Source organism: Brucella pseudogrignonensis (assembly GCF_031454375.1).
Lineage (GTDB): Bacteria > Pseudomonadota > Alphaproteobacteria > Rhizobiales > Rhizobiaceae > Brucella > Brucella pseudogrignonensis_A.
This window is the reverse complement of record NZ_JAVDQT010000021.1, coordinates 1-4296: the sequence shown is the minus strand read 5'-3', so window position 1 is coordinate 4296 and position 4296 is coordinate 1. Positions and strand designations below refer to the sequence as shown.

Sequence of the window (4296 nt, the reverse complement as noted above, 5' to 3'; positions counted from 1 at the left end):
CCTTCACCGGTTTTGCAATTGGTGAAAACAAATGGCTTTTTGCCGCGCATCAGCTTGGAATCGCGGTCCATCACTTCAAGGCTCGCACCAACATAAGGAGCGAGATCCTTTTTGTTGATGACCAGAATATCGGACTGACAAACGCCAGCGCCATTCTTGCGTGGGATCTTGTCGCCAGCAGCCACATCAATCACGTAAATATAGAAATCAGCGAGCGCAGGGCTGAATGTGAGCGTGAGATTATCGCCACCCGATTCAATCAGGATAACGTCGCTATCCGGGTATTTTTCTTCCAGCTCTTCAACCGCTGCGATGTTCATCGAAGGGTCTTCGCGAACAGCCGTATGCGGGCAAGCGCCGGTTTCAACGCCAACGATTTTCTCTTCAATCAGAATGCCGTTGAGCGTGCGACGAACCTGCTTGGCATCTTCTGTCGTCACAACGTCATTGGTAATGATGAGCGGCTTGATGCCCATTTCAATCAGCCGTGGCGTGATCGTTTCAATAACCGCCGTCTTTCCCGAACCAACAGGTCCACCGATACCAATACGTGTAATTTTCTTCATGGTTTATTCCTATTTCGAAACGTAATCAGTTCATGAATAGACGGACGTGCGTTTTTGTGTGGTGCGCGACCAGAACGTCGAAGACAGGCGCGAAGCTGGACATTTCATCTAGTCCCAGACCGTGCACATCCTCATAGTCCTGCTCAACCCGACCTTGAGCCGCAAACAATATGCGCTGCGTATCCAGATGATCGATGCGCATCAGGCGGACTGCTGCACTCAGGATCATCGATGCAACACCATATTGATGAACGACAAAAGCTTGCTTTTCATCAGCACCCATATGTGCCAAAGCCAATGCCTGACCAATTGGGAAACAACCCGGCGTTGCACCGGATTTGATGTCTTTCAACCAGCGCTCAAGCGGCGGAAAATCGCTGATCTTGAGAGACAATTCAGCGAATTTCTTGCCCATTCGGGCCAGCATTAGCTGCTGCTCTTCACCCACGCGGCGATCCCAGACTTCATGATCAGCGGCAAGCACAGCTTCATAATCACCCGCCAGAATAGCGCGATGAGCATGAAGAAACGCGATGCCATCCATATGAGCAGCCTGACGGACCACCAGATTAACAAACTGATGCAGGCTTTCCGGATTGGTCACAACCTCGGTCTGCAGAGCGGATTCAAGCCCGTTTGAGAACGCAAAAGCACCAACCGGCAAGGTTGAATCCGAAAATTGCAGCAGTTTCGCAAGAAGAACCATATCCTGCATAGAACGCGGTTCTTCGTTCTTTATGCCTGACATTGCTTACCTGTGATCGTGCCCGTGATGATGGCCATGCGAATGATCGTGGTCATGACTGTGTTCATGGCTATGATCATGAGAGTGAGAATGTCCACCATGAGAATGTTCATGCCCGTGTGTATGGGCGTGATCGTGCGAATGCGCGTGCTCATGTTTGTGAAGATCGTGGTGATGATGCGGGGTCGCGTCGGCACCTGCAAAAAGCATCCGAACTTCCTTGGCATCAAGCTTTGCTGCAACTTCTTCGCCCGGTGCAAAATGCGTCTTTACGCGATCAAACGCATGGGTGCGCATGACAGAGGCCATAACTTTCTGATCAACAGACAGCGGCACATAAACCGTTGTGCCTTTGATCACCGCTGGCCAATGCTGATTGCCCAGACCATGACCGAGCTCAAAGCAAATACGCAGGATTTCCTGCGGTGCGAGCTCTTCAAGCCCTTCAAGCTCAATGACCATCACTTCTTTAAGGGCAATGCGTGCCACGACGATAATTTTCGCGGCTTCATCATAATGAAGAACATCACCATCATGCAGATGCTCGGAGCGTGGAAGTGAAATGGCGAGTTCAACACCGCCTTCACTTTCCTTACGCAAACGACTTTTTGGAGCTTCCCATTGCTCAAGAGCAAGATAATCAACCTGCGCATGATGCGAACGATCATGCCACACGGAATCCTTGATGTTACCGAGTGTTTTCTCAACGAGAATCATAGTTCCTCCGGAAGCTTATCGCTTCGTATCGGCCACTGATAAGTGCCGCAAAAGCAAACACTTTCAGGCATTGCATTGTATCATTGAAAGCGGGAGGGATATTTTCCCTCCTGCAAATTTCACATCAGCTAAAGAAGTAAAGCTGTGTCAAAGGAACATTGGTCGCTGGCTCGACAGTCGCGTGCTTGCCATCCACGGTTACCGCGAATGTTTCCGGGTTCACTTCAATCGTCGGCAACGCACTGTTGCGAACCATCGACTCCTTGCTGATAGCGCGTGTGTTGTAAACCGGCATGACCTGCGATTTCAGCTCGTAACGATCCACGATACCGTGCTCAAAACCGGCAGCAGACGTGAATGTCACGCGGGTTTTAGGCAGCGCCGATCCAAAGGATCCATACATCGGACGATAGATAACCGGCTGTGGTGTTGGCAGAGACGCGTTCGGATCACCCATCAGTGCCCATGAAATCATGCCGCCCTTGATGACCATTTTCGGCTTAGCGCCGAAGAATGCTGGCTCCCAGAGTACCAGATCGGCCATTTTGCCAATTTCAATCGAGCCAACCACATGGGACACGCCCTGAGCAATTGCCGGATTGATGGTCACTTTGGAGACAAAACGCAGCACGCGCTGGTTGTCGTTGCCAGACTTGTCGCCGTCATAGGCACCGAAGCGTGTTTTCATCAGATGTGCGGTCTGAATGGTACGCATCCAATTTTCACCGACACGACCCATCGCCTGACTATCGCTCGACAGGATGGAAATTGCGCCAATGTCATGCAGCACGTTTTCAGCAGCGATGGTTTCCGGGCGGACGCGGCTTTCAGCAAAAGCAACGTCAGTCGGAATCTTCGGGCTGAGATTGTGACAGATCATCGTCATATCGAACAATTCGGCCTGCGAATTGATACCATATGGCAGCGTTGGGTTAGTCGAGCTTGGAATAACATTCGGCTGACCTGCAACGCGAATAATATCCGGCGCGTGACCACCGCCAGCACCTTCCGTATGATAGGTGTGGATGGTGCGGCCTTCAAAAGCGGCAATTGTATTTTCAACAAAGCCAGCTTCGTTCAGCGTATCGGTGTGGATGCAAACCTGCACGTCAAATGCATCTGCGACCTTCAGCGACGTACGAATTGCTTCCGGCGTGCTGCCCCAGTCTTCATGGATTTTAAGGCCCATAGCACCAGCGCGGATCTGTTCCTCGATTGTCACAACCGACGAGGAATTGCCCTTGCCGAGAACACCTGCATTGACAGGCCAACTATCAAACGAGCGCAACATCATTTCGATGTTCCACGTTCCCGGAGTGATTGTCGTACCGTTGGTACCGTCTGATGGGCCGATACCGCCGCCAAAAAGCGTGGTCACACCATTGCTGAGTGCGGCTTCTGCCTGCTGTGGCGAAATGAAATGCACGTGCGCATCAATGCCGCCAGCCGTCAGGATCAGATGCTCACCGGAGATAGCATCCGTTCCCGGTCCGAGCGGCAGTGTAACGCCCGACATGGTGGACGGGTTGCCGGCTTTACCAATGCCGTAGATCAGACCATTTTTAATACCGACGTCGGCTTTGATAACGCCCTGAACGGCGTCAACGATTGTGACATTGGTGATAACGAGATCAGGCGCACCAGCGGCGCTTGTCAACTCGTTGTCATAGCCCATGCCGTCACGCAGCGTCTTGCCGCCGCCGTAAACCGCTTCTTCGCCATAGATACGAAGGTCTTTTTCAATCTCGATGTAAAGATCAGTATCACCCAGACGGATTTTATCGCCGGTGGTCGGACCGTACAAATCCGAATATTGCTGCCTTGAGATTTTAGCCATTTCACTATCCTGTTCGCTGATGTTGGGGCGGGCAATTACGACTTGTTTTTAAAGCCGTAGCGCTCAACACGCTCCATTGCATCCGTCAGACGTGGGCGGGATTCGTTGTAGCTTTCTTCGCCAACCCAACCGTTCACCAGGCCGTTGAAGCCGAGAACGCGCTGCTTGCCCTGATAAGGAACAAGGACGACTTGCTTTTCATCACCTGGCTCAAAACGCAAAGCGGTTGTTGCAGGAATATTCAGGCGTTTGCCAAAAGCTTGCTCACGATCAAATTCCAGATCAGCATTCACTTCGAAGAAATGATAATGCGAACCAACCTGAATAGGGCGATCGCCTTTGTTACGTACTTTCAAAGTGGTGGTTGGATAGCCGGCATTGATTTCAATATCACCTTTGCCGAGAACCAATCCTCCAACAGGAGTCTTTGC

At 51.4% G+C, this 4296-nt stretch carries 5 protein-coding genes; all 5 read right to left on the bottom strand.

The genetic code is table 11. The features are described from left to right. On the bottom strand, positions 1 to 566 hold a 566-nt coding region (gene ureG, locus J2782_RS22750), incomplete at its 3' end, for an urease accessory protein UreG (protein WP_310016441.1). Between the two features lie 25 nt (positions 567 to 591). Then, entirely contained in the window at positions 592 to 1314 is a 723-nt protein-coding gene (locus J2782_RS22745; RefSeq protein WP_310016440.1) for an urease accessory protein UreF, read from the bottom strand. A 3-nt stretch (positions 1315 to 1317) separates the two neighbouring features. Continuing rightward, complete coding sequence (locus J2782_RS22740) at positions 1318 to 2028, bottom strand: urease accessory protein UreE (RefSeq protein ID WP_310016438.1); 711 nt, start codon at positions 2026 to 2028, stop codon at positions 1318 to 1320. Positions 2029 to 2152: 124 nt separating this feature from the next. Then, positions 2153 to 3865, bottom strand: a complete 1713-nt coding sequence (locus J2782_RS22735; RefSeq protein ID WP_310016435.1) for an urease subunit alpha — start codon at positions 3863 to 3865, stop codon at positions 2153 to 2155. A 35-nt stretch (positions 3866 to 3900) separates the two neighbouring features. Continuing rightward, positions 3901 to 4296, bottom strand: a 396-nt coding sequence (locus tag J2782_RS22730) for an urease subunit beta (RefSeq protein WP_310016434.1), incomplete at its 5' end; no start/stop codon positions are given.

Bases quoted from the DNA above. Each gene is read 5' to 3' on its own strand.
- J2782_RS22745 (WP_310016440.1), bottom strand. From the start codon at position 1,314: ATGTCAGGCATAAAGAACGAAGAACCGCGTTCTATGCAGGATATGGTT.
- J2782_RS22735 (WP_310016435.1), bottom strand. From the start codon at position 3,865: ATGGCTAAAATCTCAAGGCAGCAATATTCGGATTTGTACGGTCCGACC.
- J2782_RS22740 (WP_310016438.1), bottom strand. From the start codon at position 2,028: ATGATTCTCGTTGAGAAAACACTCGGTAACATCAAGGATTCCGTGTGG.